General features: G+C 43.0%; 16 protein-coding genes. 6 read left to right on the forward strand and 10 right to left on the reverse strand.

The window, feature by feature from the left end; all coding sequences use genetic code 11:
* Positions 1 to 18 precede the first annotated feature (18 nt).
* Together K9H14_04515 and K9H14_04520 are read left to right on the forward strand one after the other, a co-directional pair.
* Positions 19 to 1,461 (forward strand): MFS transporter, encoded by a 1,443-nt coding sequence (locus K9H14_04515; GenBank protein ID MCG9479455.1) that lies wholly within the window; start codon positions 19 to 21, stop codon positions 1,459 to 1,461.
* Positions 1,462 to 1,640: 179 nt separating this feature from the next.
* The gene (locus K9H14_04520) at positions 1,641 to 2,999 is read left to right on the forward strand and encodes a 2-isopropylmalate synthase (protein MCG9479456.1); all 1,359 of its coding nucleotides are present in this window, start codon (positions 1,641 to 1,643) and stop codon (positions 2,997 to 2,999) included.
* Here K9H14_04520 and K9H14_04525 read toward each other — a convergent pair whose 3' ends face one another.
* From K9H14_04525 to eno, 8 genes are all read right to left on the reverse strand, one after another.
* On the reverse strand, positions 3,000 to 4,013 hold the full coding sequence (locus tag K9H14_04525; protein MCG9479457.1) for a hypothetical protein: 1,014 nt from the start codon (positions 4,011 to 4,013) through the stop codon (positions 3,000 to 3,002).
* A 152-nt stretch (positions 4,014 to 4,165) separates the two neighbouring features.
* Positions 4,166 to 5,221, reverse strand: coding sequence for a nicotinate-nucleotide--dimethylbenzimidazole phosphoribosyltransferase (gene cobT, locus K9H14_04530; protein MCG9479458.1), 1,056 nt, complete (start codon positions 5,219 to 5,221; stop codon positions 4,166 to 4,168).
* 201 nt (positions 5,222 to 5,422) lie between these two features.
* Entirely contained in the window at positions 5,423 to 7,390 is a 1,968-nt protein-coding gene (locus K9H14_04535) for an HD domain-containing protein (protein ID MCG9479459.1), read from the reverse strand.
* A gap of 133 nt (positions 7,391 to 7,523) precedes the next feature.
* On the reverse strand, positions 7,524 to 8,480 hold the full coding sequence (locus K9H14_04540; GenBank protein MCG9479460.1) for a L,D-transpeptidase family protein: 957 nt from the start codon (positions 8,478 to 8,480) through the stop codon (positions 7,524 to 7,526).
* 1 nt (position 8,481) lies between these two features.
* The gene (locus tag K9H14_04545; protein ID MCG9479461.1) at positions 8,482 to 9,051 is read right to left on the reverse strand and encodes an HDIG domain-containing protein; all 570 of its coding nucleotides are present in this window, start codon (positions 9,049 to 9,051) and stop codon (positions 8,482 to 8,484) included.
* 67 nt (positions 9,052 to 9,118) lie between these two features.
* The gene (locus K9H14_04550) at positions 9,119 to 9,895 is read right to left on the reverse strand and encodes a hypothetical protein (GenBank protein MCG9479462.1); all 777 of its coding nucleotides are present in this window, start codon (positions 9,893 to 9,895) and stop codon (positions 9,119 to 9,121) included.
* Between the two features lie 5 nt (positions 9,896 to 9,900).
* On the reverse strand, positions 9,901 to 10,941 hold the full coding sequence (locus K9H14_04555; GenBank protein MCG9479463.1) for a LacI family transcriptional regulator: 1,041 nt from the start codon (positions 10,939 to 10,941) through the stop codon (positions 9,901 to 9,903).
* Positions 10,942 to 11,051: 110 nt separating this feature from the next.
* Positions 11,052 to 12,347, reverse strand: coding sequence for a phosphopyruvate hydratase (gene eno, locus K9H14_04560; GenBank protein MCG9479464.1), 1,296 nt, complete (start codon positions 12,345 to 12,347; stop codon positions 11,052 to 11,054).
* 155 nt (positions 12,348 to 12,502) lie between these two features.
* Here eno and K9H14_04565 point away from each other — a divergent pair, with 155 nt between their 5' ends.
* The 4 genes from K9H14_04565 to K9H14_04580 all read left to right on the forward strand — a co-directional run bounded on the left by K9H14_04565 (position 12,503) and on the right by K9H14_04580 (position 16,210).
* Positions 12,503 to 12,670 (forward strand): hypothetical protein, encoded by a 168-nt coding sequence (locus K9H14_04565; GenBank protein MCG9479465.1) that lies wholly within the window; start codon positions 12,503 to 12,505, stop codon positions 12,668 to 12,670.
* 82 nt (positions 12,671 to 12,752) lie between these two features.
* Positions 12,753 to 14,243 (forward strand): efflux RND transporter periplasmic adaptor subunit, encoded by a 1,491-nt coding sequence (locus K9H14_04570; protein ID MCG9479466.1) that lies wholly within the window; start codon positions 12,753 to 12,755, stop codon positions 14,241 to 14,243.
* A gap of 1 nt (position 14,244) precedes the next feature.
* Positions 14,245 to 14,979, forward strand: a complete 735-nt coding sequence (locus K9H14_04575) for an ABC transporter ATP-binding protein (GenBank protein ID MCG9479467.1) — start codon at positions 14,245 to 14,247, stop codon at positions 14,977 to 14,979.
* A gap of 1 nt (position 14,980) precedes the next feature.
* Positions 14,981 to 16,210, forward strand: a complete 1,230-nt coding sequence (locus K9H14_04580; protein ID MCG9479468.1) for an ABC transporter permease — start codon at positions 14,981 to 14,983, stop codon at positions 16,208 to 16,210.
* A 5-nt stretch (positions 16,211 to 16,215) separates the two neighbouring features.
* On the opposite strand, the gene K9H14_04585 is transcribed toward K9H14_04580, so the two are convergent.
* Together K9H14_04585 and K9H14_04590 are read right to left on the reverse strand one after the other, a co-directional pair.
* Positions 16,216 to 16,449 carry a YtxH domain-containing protein gene (locus K9H14_04585; GenBank protein MCG9479469.1) on the reverse strand — a complete coding sequence of 78 codons (234 nt, stop codon included), beginning with the start codon at positions 16,447 to 16,449 and terminating at the stop codon, positions 16,216 to 16,218.
* An 8-nt stretch (positions 16,450 to 16,457) separates the two neighbouring features.
* Positions 16,458 to 17,378: a DUF4349 domain-containing protein gene (locus tag K9H14_04590; protein ID MCG9479470.1), complete on the reverse strand. Its 921-nt coding sequence runs from the start codon at positions 17,376 to 17,378 to the stop codon at positions 16,458 to 16,460.
* Between the last annotated feature and the right edge of the window lie 7 nt (positions 17,379 to 17,385).

Consider the following 17,385-nt stretch of genomic DNA (forward strand, 5'->3'; position numbering starts at 1 on the left):
GTTAATATTTAAAAAATTATGTTCAAAACAAACCACCAGCCTGGATCAATTTGTAGTCTCTCCACCAAAAAGAGAATAAATATACTCCTGGCCGTATGCCTGGGAATTTTTATGACCCCTCTTGATTCCAGCCTGGTCAATATTGCCTTACCGGATATAAGCCACCACTTTAATGTTCAATTGATACAGGTGCAGTGGGTAGTCATTTCCTACCTGCTGGTTATCTCCAGTCTGCTTTTAACCTGGGGCAGACTGGGAGATACCATAGGCCAAAAAAGGACTTATAGCGCAGGCCTGGCAATATTTACTCTGGGGTCGCTGTTCTGTGCTGTCTCTCCCTCCTTAGTCCTGCTGATAATATTTAGGGGGGTACAGGCAATAGGGGCAGGCATGATTATGGCTATGGGGCCCGCACTTATTACTGAATATGCTCCGCCCAGGCACTTGGGACGATATCTGGGAATAATGGCCATAGCAGTTTCGGCAGCTTTAGCTACAGGGCCGGTGCTGGGAGGGTTTCTTACCTATTTCTTCGGCTGGCCGTCCATTTTTTTAATAAATATTCCTATAGCTGCCGGCAGCCTTATTTATGCCTGGAAGGTTATTCCTGCCACCAGACCCAAACCAAAACAAAAATTTGATATATTGGGTTCAATCCTGCTTTTTGTAGCCCTGTCCTGCATTATTTTCCCTATCAGCTTTGTTCAGCGCTTGGGATGGAACTCCGCCTACATTATATTACCTTTAGCAGCAGGAATTATTTCTATGGCTGTATTTTTATTCACCCAGAAAAGAAACAGCTACAGCCTTATAGACCTGAGCTTATTTTCTAATCCTCTGTTCCTAACAGGCAATATTGCCCTTCTTCTAAATTATGTGGTTCAATATTCCATCGTATTTATAATGCCTTTTTATCTTCAGGACCTGCTGGGCTTATCCCCATCAATAGCAGGGCTGCTTTTAATTACATTTCCCCTGACAGTAATGGTGGCAGCTCCTTTAAGCGGCCTGCTGTCAGATAGGTTTAACCTGAGGTTTCTAAGCTCTGCAGGAATGATAATAATAGCCGTAGGTTCTTACTGCCTTTCTTCCCTCGGCCAGGGTTCTACCAGGTTTGAAATAATCGGCGGCCTGGCACTGATAGGCCTGGGCAGCGGCCTGTTTATAACCCCCAATAACAGCGATATAATGGCTTCAGTTCCTGCTGACAGGCGGGGCATTTCTTCCAGTATGATTGCTGCCATGCGCAATATGGGCATGGTGTTTGGAGTATCTGCTGCCGGCTACCTGTTTACTGCCAGACAGACCTACCTAACTGAATTTTACCGGCACTATGATTTAAGCATTTCCACTATCCAGGCTCTGTCTTTTCAGGGTGGGCTGAAGATTACTTTTTTAGTTGCCTGCGGCCTGGCAATAATTGCAGCCTTATCCGCTTTTATTAGAGGCAGGTTAAAATAAACCCTCGACTCACTGTTTATCTATAATATATTTATAGATTAATATCTAAATAATGTTACATTTTTTTTCCCTATATATATCACCCATTCTTTGTTAAAATATGGTTACTTTTGGTAAGACAATTAGATGTTAAGGAGTGAGATATGGGAAATAATGTAAGATATAACAATAAGAGCAGGATGCTTGAAATTGAATACAGTTACAAGGATGTGGAAAAACCTAACCTGTTCAGGAATTTTTATCCATATACAGAAATACCCAAGATTGTATTTAATCATCGTTCAGTGCCCATGAATATACCTGAAAAACTTTATATAACCGATACCACCTTCCGTGACGGTCAACAAGCCAGGTCCCCCTACACCGTAGACCAGATCTGCAAGATATATGATCTTCTGCACCATCTGGACAATAATGCCGGAGTTATAAAACAGTCTGAATTTTTTGTATACTCCAAAAAGGATAAAGAGGCAGTAGCCAGATGTATGGAAAAGGGCTATGAATACCCCAGGATATCGTCATGGATAAGAGCCAAAAAAGAAGATTTTAATATAGTCAAAAGTTTGGGCATAAAAGAAACCGGCATACTGGTTTCCTGTTCTGATTATCATATATTTAAAAAATTAAATATGAACCGTTCCCAGGCCATCAAGACTTATTTGGGTGTGGTAAACGATGCATTGGAAGCGGGAGTTATACCCCGGTGCCATCTGGAAGATATAACCAGGGCAGACTTCTACGGCTTTGTATTGCCCTTTGTAAACCAGTTGATGGAACTATCCCGCCAGGCTGAGACTCCGGTAAAAATAAGGGCCTGCGATACCCTGGGACTGGGAGTTACCATACAGGGAGTAGCTTTACCCCGGAGTGTACAGCAAATAATATATGGGCTTCTAAATTATGGCGAAGTTCCTTCTGAGTGGCTGGAATGGCATGGCCATAATGACTTTTACAAAGCAGTGGATAATTCAGTAACTGCCTGGCTATATGGAGCAGCATCGGTTAACACCTCCCTTTTAGGTATAGGCGAGAGAACCGGCAATACTCCTCTGGAAGCAATGGTCATAGAATTTGCCCAGCTTAAGGGTCAGGATTTTGGCATGGACCTGAGAAAGATTACAGATATTGCGGATTTCTTTGAAAATGAATTGAATTATGAAGTTCCTCCCCGTACTCCTTTTGTGGGCAGGGCTTTCAATTCCACCCGTGCAGGCATACATGCAGACGGACTGCTTAAAGATGAAGAAATTTACAATATATTTGATACCGAAAAAATACTGGGCAAGCCTCCTACAGTAGTTATAAATGCACATTCAGGGCTGGCAGGAATTGCTGCCTGGCTGAATAATTACTTTATGCTAAAGGAAGACAGAAGAATAGACAAAAAGGATAAAAAACTGCAGAAAATAAAGGAATGGGTTGACAAAGAGTATGATGAAGAAAACAGAACCACAGTAATAGGCGATGCTGAAATGGAACATATAGTAAGCAAGTACATGCCTGAACTATTTAAGCTCAGAGAAAGCAGGGTTGAATAATTACAGCTTTCCAGTAAAATGTTCCAGCCCTTTGTGGGGATGTTCCGAGTTATAAACTATATCATATAGGCTGCTCAACAGGGGCAGCCTATCTTTTATGCCCAGGCTTTTTACATAATCTATTCCCAGCTTAAGGGCGTGATAGCCTTCCGCTACCTCTCCTATCTGGAGCATGTCTTTATATGCTTTACCTGCCTCTACTCCCTTTCCAATAAGTTCTCCAAATCGCCTGTTTCTACCGGACTGGGAAGTAACATATAGATCCCCTACCCCCGCTGGCCCATAAGCGGTACACTCTTTACCGCCGCCAGCCTCAACTATTAACGCCATCTCCTTTACCCCCTGCCCAAAGACCAGTGAACTCAGGTTATGGTAAGCACCGGGTTTCTCCTCTGCATACAGCCCATCACATATTCCCAGCGCCATAGCATAAACATTCTTAAAAGCAGAGCATATTTCTACCCCGCATACATCAGGGGTAGTTTCAGTTATATAATAAGGGGCCCTGATTTTTTTAATAATTCTTGTAAGGTCTCCTGCTCTGGTTCCATATACACTCAAGGTGGGAGTAAAATAGGCCAGTTCCACTGCCTTTACCGGACCGCCTACGGAAACCCACTTTAAAGCTTTACCTGTTTTCTGGAGGGCAGCTGCACTTATTCTTTTTACTTGCCCTCCGGCCTCTATCAGCCCCTTAGTGAGGCAAAAAAAGGCTGCCTGTGACCAACCTTTGCATCCTTCCAGCCGGTTCAATACCGGCATAAAGCCCTGGCTGGTTACGGCCATAAATATTAACTGACAGCCTTCTATAGCCTGCTGCAGATCTTCAGAATAGTAAATAGATACTGAACCTGGAAGAGGCTTCTTTAATTTGGGGTGGCTTCCTTTCCTGGCAGCAGAAACAATCTCATCATCCAGCCAGGTACCCCATAAATTAACTTCAATCCCTGCCTGGGCCAGGGGGAAAGTAATAGCACTTCCCATATATCCTGCTCCAATTACCGCTGCCTTCATATTTTTCCTTTAGCTTAAATTAATATCCTGATATGGTTTGTTACTATTATAATCATAAAAATAGTGCACTGACAAGAAAAGTATCGGCATAATTATTCTAATATATTCCCATTTTAACCACTTGAAAAAGCAGTTATGTTTTCTTAAATAGTTTATTTGGATTTGGAAACCCCGGCAGAGTCAAAGGTAGCCATCTGGTTCATTATCTTAACCGCTGCCTCTGCAATATTAATGCCCAAAGCGGCTCCGGTTCCCTCACCCAGCCTCATATCAAAATCAAACATGGGCTTTAATCCCAGATAATCCAGCATTAAAGTATGCCCGGCTTCAGCTGAGCGATGGGAGGCCAGCATATAGGATTTACACCGGGGAGCAATAGCATGGGCTATAAGGGCGCCAGCCGTAGAAATAAAACCGTCTACCACCACCGGTATACCCACCATAGCTGCCCCCAGTATTAATCCTGCTATTCCCCCTATTTCCAATCCGCCAACCTTGGCCAGGACATCCAAACCATCTCCGGCAACCGGTTTATTAACCCTCAGGGCTTTCTCTATTACTTCTTTCTTCTTTTTAATTCCCCGGCGGTCAATACCGGTTCCGCTTCCGGTTACTGTGTCAACCTTTGCTCCGCATATTACCGCAGCAACAGCACTGCTGGCAGTAGTATTGCCAATACCCATTTCTCCCGTCCCTATTATCTGGCAACCTTCCCGGGCCAGATCTTTTACTATTTCAATCCCGGTATTAACCGCAGCCAGTGCCTGCTGAAGGCTCATTGCCGGGCCTTTAGTCATGTTTGCAGTACCAGGGGCAATTTTTTTATTATACAGGCCGGTATGGGATTTGAAATCATGATTTACCCCTATATCCACTACGCATACCCGGGCTCCAATATGTTCGGCCAGTACATTTATGGCTGCCCCTCCGGATAAAATATTATAAACCATCTGTGTGGTTACCTGCTGGGGGTAAGCGCTTACCCCTTCCTCTACCACTCCGTGGTCCGCAGCCATGGTAACTATATATTTGTGCTCCAGGGCAGGACTTAAATTTTGAGTAATAGCTGCTATCTGCATGGCAACAGCTTCCAGTCTTCCCAGGCTGCCTTTGGGCTTGGTTAAACTGTCCAGTTTCTGCTGGGCTTCAGTAAAAAAACGGGGCTGTAGGGTACGAATATTTTCATTTATTTCTTCTTTGCTGTACATTATGCTCCTTTTAAATAAAAGCCCTCAAGTTTTGTTGAGAGCTTTGGTTATTAATAGATTTTATACAAAAAATAATTTTACAGACTTAATTAATACTATCATAAAAAAGAAAGAAAAAGTAAGAAGCCAGGTAAGCAAGACAGTTTAAGAAAACAGTATAATTTTTCTTCTATCTCCGGATCAAGCTGGCTGCCAGTGATTCTAACCTGTCTTCTCTTTCCATATTTGCTGAGGCTGCTCATGCTGTTCAAAAATCTTAAGGCAAGCTACTGCCGCTGCTAAATCATACAGTTTGCCCTTATATTTTTCAATCTCCCTTAATGCCTCTTCTTCCCCCAGTGCGGCACGGTAAGGACGATGGGAACTTATAGCCTCTACCACATCCGCTACTGCAATAATTTTAGCACCCAGACTGATCTGTTTTGCCTTAAGGCCCTGCGGATAACCGCTTCCATCCAAACGTTCATGGTGCTGGAGCACATATTTTTTTACCGGATCTTCAAACTTAATTTTTTCTATCATCTGGTAGCTGGTTTGGGGATGCACCCTAATCATTTTTTTCTCTATTTCAGACAGTTTGCCCGGTTTGGAAAGTATGGATGCAGGTATACTGATTTTGCCAATATCATGTACCAGGCTTCCAATCCCTATGGCTTCAATCTCATGACCGGGGAGTCCCATTTGCCGGGCAATCTTTTTGGCCAGTATTGCCACCCTTATCTGGTGGCTATGGGTATATGGATCCTTGTATTCAACAATTGAAGATAAAGCCTTTATGGTACCATCTAAAGCCTCTTTGGTATGCCGGTAACTAATTTCTAAATCCTTTATGGCCTTATCCCTCTCCTGTTCCAGATAAATATTATTAAGGCCCAAAAAGAGATCGTCGGATATTTCCTTTAGCAGAACCAGCTCCTTTTTTCCATAAATAGTTTTCTCCAGAGAAATAGACAGCACTCCGTAAAACCTGTGTTTGCTGCTTATGGGGGCTATTATCTGTTTATACTGGTTTTCTTTTATAAGGCTGCAGCCGGCACATTCTTTCTGAAGTTTGTCTATAACCATAATTTCAGGCCTGCTTAACATCTTCTTTAAACAAAAGGGAAGATTACCTTCAGCCACCTGGGCCAAAAATTGATCAAACTGGCGGTCAATGCCGGTACAAAAGCCTCTCTTGAACCCGTGGTTCCTGTCAAACAACAGTATCCATGCAATTTTATATCCCCTGGTTTTTACCAGATCCCTGCAGGTTCCCTCAATAAGCCTGTCAGCATCCTTTTCGGACACAATTAATTGATTTATATTCCTGATCACCATAAGCAGGCTGTTCAGATGCTCAATTCTTTGTTCATAGTTCTTCTGCCTGGATATGTCAATTATAATTCCTTTCACATATTCGGGATTGCCGTCACTGCCGACAATATTCTGGATTATTTCTTTTACCCATAACTTTTGGCCATTTTTCTTTATCAGCCGGTATTCCCTCTCCCGGGAATAATTGGGTACCTTTCTAATCTTGGCTGAAGATTTTAAAACCAAATCCCTGTCATACTTATAAACCAGGTCCAGCCAGTTAACCTTTCCTTCCAAAAATTCATCCGGTTTATAGCCGGTGATATCCTCTACTGCTCCGGTTAAAAACTCAAAATTAAAATTCATATCACCCTGAAAATTAATCCCCTTAAAATTTTTTATAAACAGCCTGTATCTTCCTTCATCAGCCCTCAATTTCTTTTCATCCAGTTTTTGCTGAATTATTACAGAAATTACAGCAGAGACACCCTCCAGCAGTTTTCTTTCTTCCTTGAGAAAAGAGCCTTCATGGGCTCGGGGTTCCTCCTGGGTATAAAATACTTCAATACTGCCCAGTTTTTTACCGCTAAATTCAAGATCAGCAGACTGTACCCAGGGTGAACTTTTAAAATTTTTACTGGCATAAATATGGCCGCCATGGCTTATACGAACACGGGTTGCTTCCGGATACTGCCAGGAAGAAGGTAAAAGATTGACCACATTGGCTAAATAACTATCAATATCTTCACTATCCAGCCCCAGCTTCAGCACTCCATACATACCTGACAGCTCTTTGATTCTTTCTGCCAGCTGGTGCCTGGTTTCGGACTTAATTTTCTTTAAAATTTCTTCAGTTTTGTATTCAAAGGTAGTCATAAACACTTATAAGACTTATTAATATATATTAATGTAGCCTTTTATTATAACAGTTGTTGCTTTTAGTAGCTATATGCAGGATATTATCCCTTTCCAACCGAAGCCTTATTGTAGTTTATGTCAGCAGTTTATGTTAGTAGATATTTATCTCAACTCCAAGCGGCAGGGTTTCATACAGCCATTTTGCATCTTCTACTTTAAGCCTGATGCATCCATGGCTGGCGGGTGAGCCCAGCTTTTGGGCTTCCTCCTGGATAAGGTTGCCTTCCTGGTCAAAGGGTAAGCTATGAAAGAGGTAAGCTCCATAAAACCTTATATAATAATAGGCACCCACCTCATATTTGGGGAGCCAGGCATAATATATTTTTTCATTGGTCCAAAAAGTCCCTGTAGGTGTAGGGTCCTCTGCGGTTCCACCCGAACAGGGCATAGACCTCAACAGCTGGTCCTGAAAGTAAACATCCACCTGCTGTTGGTCCAAGTTTACATCAATGGTAAACAGGTCACTGTTACTGTAGTCTATAACCTGATTTTGTTCAGCTGGTTTTTCCGGTAGGACATATTGCAGGCTGACTGTTTCCGTGGCAGTGCCCTGGCTATTTTCTGCTATTGCCTGCAACTCATAACTTTGCCCCTGGGTAAGGTTTACCTGGGCTATGTCCCCACCCCAGGCCCCATTACTATCATCTTTGCTCCAGCTAATTTCAGGCTCTGGGTTTCCGCTAACTATAGCCTTTACCCGGTAATAGCAAATAGGCCCGTCTCCTGCATATTCCGGTCCTGCTATTACCTTCAGCTCCAGCTGGGGGGAAGCCAGCTCCGGTTGCTGACCGGTCTCCTGCTGCTGTTCTGTATTCTGTTCGGGGGTGGAATCCTCAAATTCAGGTTCGTTTTTCTCAGGTTCCTGACCGGGCTCTGCCGGCTGTTTGTCCTCTTCCGGAAGCGTCTGGTCTTCCTCCTCTTCCTGGTTTATATCCACTGCCTCCTGCTGTGCAGGCTTATCCTGGCTGCTGGCTGCAGCCTGGCAGCCGGCCATAAAAATTAAGACTATAAGTAAAATTGCTATAATAAAAAGTGCTTTTCTTCTCATATCATAACCCCAGCTGTTTATCTATTTTTTGCATTGCTCCCAAACCAATACCAACAAACTGCTCCAGTGAAAAACCCAGCCTGGATGATTCCTTAATCTGGGAACGGTTCGCTCCCCTGGCAAAAGATTTCTCACCGAAACGGTTGATTACAAACCGGGCGTCAATTGATTTCAGTTTCTTTTCAGGGCTTATAAGGGCTGAGGCTACTATAAGACCGGAAAGCGGATCAGAAGCATGAAGGGCTATATCCATATCCGTTTTTAAAGCCAGGCCATGCATCTGATTATGTACTTTTACCGCATACACTATATCCGGGCTAAAACCCTCGTTTTCTAGAATTTCAGCTCCTTTCAAAGAATGAGTATGGGGGTCATCTGCGGTCTGGTCGTAATCAATATCATGTACCAGTCCTGCAACCTTCCATTTTTCTACCTGGTAATCTTTACCCTGTTTATTCAAATCAGAGGCAATCTCCCCCATTATGGCTTCTACTGCCAGGCAATGTTTTATCAGGTTTCGGTTGGAAACATATTGTTTTAATAATCTATAGGCCAGATCCCTGTCTGTCATAAGCGCCTCCAATAAATTACAGATACATAATCATAAAATAAAATCACATTTTTTTCTAATCCAATTATCAGCTCTGGCATCCAGGGCAAAAATAGGTTCCCCTGCCCGCTATCCTTATATTTTGTATACAGCTTCCGCATTCAGGGCAAATGCTGCCCTGTTTTCTTCTGCCGATAAGCCAGTTATCCGGAAGCCTGCTGTAATCAGCATTTACCTCTACTGCGGTATTCAGGACATAAAACATGCAGTCATAAAGCCTTCTGATCCGGTCGGCATACAAATTTTTTAGGTTCTCCCCGGGATTGACCCGGGCATGGAAGCAAATCTCATCTGCATAGATGTTCCCAATTCCGGCTGCCAGTGACTGGTTTAGCAGTGCAGTTTTTACTTTAGATTTTCTGCCGGTAAATAACTGCTTAAAACTTGACCAGCTAATACCGAGGGCATCAGGACCCAGTTTTTTATCTCTTATAAACCGCATCCGGTCCGGGGTAATAGTTAATTTACCCAACTTCCTGGTAGAAATATAATAAAGGCTGCCATTTTTAAAATTAAAAATCACCTTAGAATACTCAGGGGCTTTTAGCTCCTGGTTGTATTCCAGCCTGCCGGTCATGCCAAAATGCATAACCAGAAAAATTCCCCGGTCATTTTCTGCAAACATATATTTGCCGTGCCTGCAGACAGAAACAAACCGGTGGCCGGTGATATTTGAACTCAACTTCTGAACAGACACCCCATCAAGAACGTAATCATCTATCACCTGAATATGAGTTACTTTATTACCGGTCGAGGTGTGTGCAAAATATTTTTTGTAAGCTTCTACTTCCGGTAATTCTGGCATAATTATCAGGTATGTGCGCCCACCGATTCTCTTTTCACCAGCTGGGCTTTAAGATAAATAACTTCTTTTTTATTGTTATCTCTTTCTATAGAATTAAACAGGATATTGGCTCCAGCTTTGCCCATCCTTCGTTTAGGAAGGCTTATGGTAGACAGGGCAGGATTGGCAAACCTGGCTGCACTTATATTGCCGTATCCTATTATGGAAACGTCATCAGGAATTACCAGCCCGTTATTCTGTATGGCTTTCATCGCTCCCAGGGCCATGATATCGGTCTGGCAAATCAGGGCGGTGAATTCCGGCTTACCTTTATTTTTTATATGGCTGTCAACTGTGTCATGGCCATAGCTATACTGATTTATAATTATCTGGTTAGCTAAAAAAACCAGGTGTGAATCCAGTTTCAGGCCATTTTGCTCCAAACCTTCTATATAACCACTATACTTGTTTTCCGGAATAACGATATTGGGTGCACTCCATCCCAGATAGCCAATCAAGTTATGGCCTTTGTTTACCAGGTAAATAATCGCATCCTTTATGGCCTGGTTACTGTTAACCACCACCGAGGGATAATTGGTCTCTTCACAATACCGGTTGACTAGTACCAGATTTTTAAGATCCCAGGTTGCGGACATTACTTTTTTAAATCCGCAGGAACCACCGACAAAAATATAACCGTCCACAAACATGGATCCCAGCTTTTTTAACTGGTTTATCTCCACCTCATCATCATAATAGGTACTAACCACTACCGCCAGGTAACCTCTCTTTTTTGCTTCTTCATCGATTCCCTGGACCACTTCAGCATAAAAAGGATTATTTATATCCGGCAGCACTATACCTATAATACCAGTCTTTTTTTTGCTCAGGCCCCTGGCAATAATATTGGGGCTGTAATTGTATTTTTCGGCAATTTCAAAAACCTTTTTCTTGGTCTCTTCTTTTACATGCCTCTGTCCGGATAAAGCATTGGATACCGTTGCAGTGGATACGCCAACCATTTTTGCAATGTCTTTTATGGTTAACTGAGTTTTTTTATCATCCATGGAAAATAGTGGTAGTTGTCCTTAAGGCTAATGATATAGAAACATTAGTTTGGTGACAAACATAAAAAATTTAGGAAAGAAATGGCCAGGATTTACCTGGCCATTTAACCTTATCTCTGAATATTATAAAAAGAATTGAGTCCCAGATACCTGGCCTCGTCTCCCAATTCTTCTTCAATCCTGAGCAGCTGGTTGTATTTGCTAACCCTGTCTGTCCTGGAAGGTGCTCCGGTTTTTATCTGGCCTGCATTTACTCCCACCACAATATCAGCAATGGTAGTGTCTTCAGTCTCCCCTGATCTATGGGATACCACCGCAGTATAACCTGCTGTCTTGGCCATCTCTATGGCATCCAGGGTTTCAGTAAGGGTACCTATCTGGTTTACTTTTATCAGTATGGAATTGGCTACCTTCAGATCTATGCCTTTTTTCAGCCGGCCAGTATTGGTCACAAACAGATCATCCCCTACCAGCTGTACTTTCTGGCCTATTCTTTCAGTAAGTTTCTTCCAGCCAGCCCAATCTTCCTCAGCCATACCGTCTTCAATGGAAATTATGGGATAGTTTTCTACCAGATTCTGGTAATAGTCTACCATCTGGTCCGGGCTCAAAACCTTGCCCTCCCCGGTCAGGTGGTATTTGCCCCCTTTAAAGAATTCAGTAGCAGCAGGATCCAGGGCTATAAAAATTTCCCTGCCCGGCTCATAACCTGCTTTCTGGATAGCAGTTAAAATATATTTTATGGCATCTTCATTAGTGTCCAGGTTGGGGGCAAAGCCTCCTTCATCTCCTACCGAGGTGCTGAGCCCCTTGTCCTTTAATACGCTTTTTAACGAATGGAATATTTCCGCACCCATCCTCAAAGCCTGCTTAAAAGAGTTTGCTCCCAGGGGCATTACCATAAATTCCTGCAGGTCTACGCTATTGTCAGCATGCTTGCCTCCATTGAGTATATTCATCATCGGTGATGGAAGAACATGGGCATTAACCCCACCAATATACTTATAAAGGGGGACATCCAGGGCTACAGCAGCTGCTTTGGCTACAGCCAGTGATACTCCCAGCATGGCATTGGCACCCAGTTTTTCTTTATTGTCGGTGCCATCCATTTCCAGCAGCAGCTGGTCTATTTCTCTCTGATATATTGCATCCATGTTTTCCAGCTCGGGAGCAATAATGTTATTTACATTTTCAACTGCTTTCTGTACCCCTTTTCCCATGTATCGGCTCTGGTCATTATCCCTTAATTCCACTGCCTCGAACTGTCCGGTAGAAGCTCCCGAAGGCACAGCCGCCCTTCCTACTGCTCCGCAATCAAGAACCGTTTCCACTTCTACTGTGGGGTTTCCTCTCGAATCCAGAATCTCTCTGGCATAAACATCAATAATCGTAGTCCAATCACTCATTACGCTGCTCCTTATCCTAAAAATTAATTTTAATGTCAATGGCTAGTCACATTGTAAAGCATTATATCATAATAAAAAACCGATTAAATATTTTGTGCTTGTAATTTGATAACCAAATTCTATAATATATAAAATTAAAACAGAATCCTGTATACATGGGAATAATTGATTATCTAACTCCATTAAAAATTAAGGTTAAAGGGTTTGCCAGAAACAGAATCATGGGGGTATTAAAAGGACTTGTAAATTCGGCTAAAGCAATGGCTGCCTATATCAAAATTCACTGTATGGTGTATATGAAGCTTTTAGAGACTGGACTCTAAAAGAATCTCAAACCATCAGCAATCATGTATAATACAATATATGTATGGATAAATTTTCAATAAAAGAGTCGGGAAATTAAATATGAAAACTAAAAAACCATTATTATTTATTCTGGTTTTAATTGCTGTTTTATCTGTTTTTAGCCTAAACTCCTGCAGACAGCAGGAAACCGAGCAGTTAGAAACCTTTACTGTATCCAGGGGCGACATAAGGCAGGAGGTCTCCTCCACCGGATATGTGGAATCCAGCCAGGTTAGAAATTATTCCCTGCAATCAGCCGGTGAAGTCTTATTCTCTGTACAGAAAGGACAAACTTTCAACCAGGGGGATAAACTACTGGAAGTGGATAATCAGATAACCATACTTAGCCTGGAGCAGGCCAAGGTTAATGTGGAAATATCCGAAAGCTCACTGGTTCAGGCTAAAATTAGTTTCCAGCAGGCATTGGATAATAACCATATAGCAGTGCAGCTGGGCAAAGAAAATAAAGAGCTTTCCCATCAGAGCACGGTTAATGCCCTGGTTGCCCTGCAGGATACACAGAAACTGACCGATAAGTCTAACTCTTATTCCAGGTCAGCGCTGGATAGTGCCCGGCAGTCTGTAAATACCGCCCAGATAACCATTGAAGCGGCAGAACAGTCAATAGCCGATGCCGGCAACATACTGGATGAGGCCAGAGATGAGTCCCTGATAAACGATACCCAGATTGCCCAGTATGAAGCCAACCTTAATTCAGCCCGGGCTAATCTGGAAAATGCCCTAGCCCAGAAGGAGGCAGCGCAGCTTCAGGCAGAATCGGCCCAGAAAAGCTATGAACAGGCCAAGGCCCAATCCAGCTCCCAGATTAATAATGCCCAGGGGGCCTATCAGCAAACCCAGATTAATGAGAGCATAACCTACTGGTCCACCCTGGGGGAAACCCAGAATACCAAGAAACAGATACTGATGGCCCAACAATCTATAGAACAGGCAGAACAACAGCTGCAGCTGGCTAAGATAAATGTGGAAATGGCCAGCCTTGATTTGGATAAAAACAAGGTAATGGCTCCTTTTGGAGGCATAGTTCTGGCAGCTCCCCTGTCCCCGGGTGAGCTGGCTTCACCGGGCATGAGCGTGATATCCATTATAGATAATGACTATATAATCAGCTCCAATATAAATGAGACCGATATAACCAAGCTAAGGCTGGGCCAGGAAGTGACCTTTACCCTGGATGCCTATTATGGTAAACATTATAAGGGGAAAATAACTGACATATCCCCCCTGTCTGAAAACCTGGGAGGGCTGGTATCTTTTGAGATAGAAGTAACCCCTGACCAGGGCCAGGATCTTCTGTATGGACTCTCAGCCAACCTTACCATCGTAACCGCCCAGGCTGCAGATGTTCTGTTGGCGCCGGCGGGGTCAGTTTACGAACAGGACGGAAAACAGTATGTAGATATAACAGAAGATACCCGGATAGAACAGGTGGAAGTTGAAACCGGTATTTCTGATTATGAATACATTGAAATTATATCAGGCTTGGAACAAGGGGATGTAATTATTACCTCCAGGATTGAAAATGACTGATATCATTGATATTGAAAATATCCGCAAAACCTACAATATTGGAAAAATCCAGATAAAAGCCTTAAGGGGTATTGACCTGGTAATAACCGAAGGTGAATTTGTAACCGTAATGGGGCCTTCAGGCAGCGGTAAATCGACATTAATGAACATACTGGGCTGCCTGGATACTCCTACTTCGGGAAAATATACCCTGGGCAGCACAGATGTAAGCAAATTAAATGACAGCCAGCTGGCAGAAATACGTAACAATAAAATAGGTTTTGTGTTTCAGACCTTTAACCTGCTTTCCCGTTCCAATATTTACCGTAATGTAGAGCTGCCGCTGGTTTATTCCAAAAATACAGAAAACAGAAACCGGAAAGTTCTGGATGCTGTGGAGTCTGTAGGGCTAACCGGTTGGATAAAACACCGACCCAATGAGATTTCCGGAGGCCAGAAGCAAAGGGTGGCTATTGCCCGGGCCCTGATTAATAATCCTGCAATTATACTTGCAGACGAACCCACGGGAAATCTTGATTCAGTTACCGGAGAAGAAATAATGGCTATCTTCCAGAAATTAAACCAGCAGGGAATAACCATCCTGCTGGTTACCCATGAAATGGGAATAGCCAGGCATACCCAGAGAATAATTTATCTAAGAGACGGAAAAATATACAGGCATGAAAAAGTTGCAAATCCTATAGACGCCGGCAAAAAGCTTAAAGAAATGCCCAAACTGGAAGACGAGGTAGATTAGAATGCAAAGGATGTTTGAGAATATAAAGATAGCCTTCCAGGCACTTGCTTTAAATAAATTAAGGTCGTTTTTAACCATGCTGGGTATAATAATAGGAGTGGGGGCAGTAGTAGCCATGCTGTCTATAGGAACCGGCGCCCAGCAGATGGTGCTGCAGAACATTCAGGATATAGGCTCTAACCTGATTATAGTATCGCCGGGTTCACAGGATAATGAAGGCGGTTTTGAACAGATGCTGGGAACTGTAGCCCAGGACCAGCTGAAAATTGAGGATGTAGACGCTATAGAGCAGCAATCCAAACATATTGAGGGTGCCATACCGGTTATTTTAAGCTCATCAGTAATAAGTTATCTGGGAAGCAATTCCAGCGCAAGTATCTATGCCTCTACTGCCAAAGCCCTGGATATCTATAATTTTGAAATGGAGGGCGGCCGGTTTTTTAATTCCAGCGACGTGGCCAACTCAGCCAATGTTGCAGTAATAGGCCAAACCATAATCAGGGATCTTTTTGGTAAAAGAAATCCCATAGGGGAAATTATTAAGATAGACAAAAAGAATTTTACGGTAATTGGTACCGTAAAAGAAATGGGCTCCAACCAGTTTGGGCAGGATCAGGACAATGTTGTATCAGTACCCATCACCACCGCCCAAAACAAATTATATGGTATGGATTATATAAATTTAATCATGGCCCAGAGCAAAAGCGAAGCAGTTATAGATCAGGCTTCCCGGGAAGTAAGAACCATACTTAGAAGGACACATAATCTTATGCCTGACCAGGAAAATGATTTTACGGTACAAAACCAGACCCAGATGCTGGACATAGTAAGCACTATAACCAATATTTTCACTATTACCATTGCCGGTATTGCCGGAATTTCCCTGCTGGTGGGGGGAATAGGAATAATGAATATAATGCTGGTATCAGTTACAGAAAGAACCAGGGAAATTGGCATAAGGAAAGCAGTAGGGGCTAAAAACAGGGATATACTTATTCAATTTTTAATAGAGAGCATAGTGCTTAGCGTAAGCGGAGGAATAGTGGGAATCGCTTTTGCGGTACTGGTATCAACAATCATCACCCGGCTTACAGTGCTAAGCACTTCAATAACTGCTTACCCTATTATACTGGCCATTAGCTTTTCCATGGTGGTGGGGCTATTTTTCGGCATCTACCCCGCCATGAGAGCAGCCAGACTTAACCCTATAGATGCATTAAGGTATGAGTAAACCCGCTAATCCGCATCCTCTACTTTTTCTTTCATATCTTCCAGATATTCGCCAATCCTGCCCTTAAGCATGGCCATCTTATCTATCAGGGTGGTGCAGGCGCAGCCAATAGACTGCTCCGCTCTCTCTGCCAGTATCTTCCTGGTCTTCTCCCCTGACCTGGGAGCAAAAAGTATTCCTGCAATTACTCCCAAGCCAAAAGTTAATAATAAATTGGTAAAAACCCTCTGGTTCTTCATGTTCTAAATCACTCCTTTTTTCGGGATCTTCTTCTTTTTACAGATTTCACTATCAACCAAATAATTATTACTATTATAGCTACAAAAACTAACACCGGGCTTATTATTATCAGGGTTGAAATAAGTCCGTTAAACACCCTTACAGCACCTTTTGCACCCCTTTTTATTGCATCCATAAACCCCCAGTCAGAAGCTTCCCTGATGGTGGTAGGTTCAGTTAAATATACCTCTATGGTAGAGAAAGAGACCATATTGTCAAGGTAGTTGAGCCTTCCCTGAAGGACCTCAATTTCACCCTGCACATTACTCAGTTCTCTCTGCACTTCTATACTGTCCTTTACCGACTTTGACTGCTCCATTAAATCCAGCAGCACTTCTTCCTGTACCTTGAGATTCCTTAATCTGCTCTGCAGGTCAATATACTCTTCGGTAACATCCTGGCCGGACATACTTATATTTTTTACCTGGCCCAGGGCTTTAACTTTATCTATTACCGGGTCAAACTTGTCTGCAGGAACTCTCACTATTATCCTGCCGCTGGTAAGCTTTCCTTCTGCATCAGAATAGCTTTCGGAACTGCTAACAAAACCGCCATTATTCTCTGCTATATCACTTATTTCAAAAAGTTTATCCTCAAACTCCCCCGCGCCTATCTCCAGTTCAATATAGGAGTTCTGAATTATCTTCCTCTCCAGGGGTGGGGTATTTATGTAGTCAGAAGAGCCTGCATCTGCCGATTCTTCCATGGGAGCCGCCTCGGCCTCGGCATAACTCATTTCCTCAGTTGCCATCGCCTGTCCACCCTGATCCCTGGCCGGTGCTTCTGCCGCCTCATCCATTTCAAAAGCCGAACCGCAACCAGTGCCTGCAGCCGCCAGAACCAGAACAAAAATTAAAAGTATTGCAAATTTTTTTATAGCATATCTCATGGTTTTC

It is taken from the genome of Actinomycetes bacterium (genome assembly GCA_022396035.1).
GTDB lineage: Bacteria > Actinomycetota > Humimicrobiia > Humimicrobiales > Humimicrobiaceae > Halolacustris.